The organism is Gilvimarinus sp. 1_MG-2023 (genome assembly GCF_030548285.1).
The window spans coordinates 1-327 of sequence record NZ_JAUOSC010000551.1 but is presented as its reverse complement, the minus strand read 5'-3'; the positions used below and the strand labels follow the sequence as shown (position 1 = coordinate 327).

General features: G+C 56.9%; 1 pseudogene. It reads right to left on the bottom strand.

Going from position 1 to position 327, the window contains the following annotated elements:
• Positions 1 to 327 (bottom strand): annotated as a pseudogene (argS, locus tag Q4563_RS18040) (arginine--tRNA ligase); the annotation flags it as partial.

Here is a 327-nt window from a genome sequence, read left to right as displayed (position 1 = left end):
ATCCCAGCTCAGACCCGATTCCGCCAGCTTGCGGAAAATGGAGCGAACCCGGGCATGGGCGTATTGAATATAGTACACCGGGTTATCGGAAGACTGCTCACGGGCGAGGTCGATATCAAAGGTCAACTGACTGTCGGCCTTGCGCGCCGCCAGGAAATAACGGGTCGCATCGCGGCCAACTTCATCGATCAGGTCTCGCAGGGTCACGTAACTGCCTGCTCGCTTGGATATTTTCACTTCTTCGCCGCCCCGCATCACCGTCACCATCTGATGCAGCACGTAATCCGGCCAGCCTTGGGGAATACCAACATCCAGTGCCTGTAATCC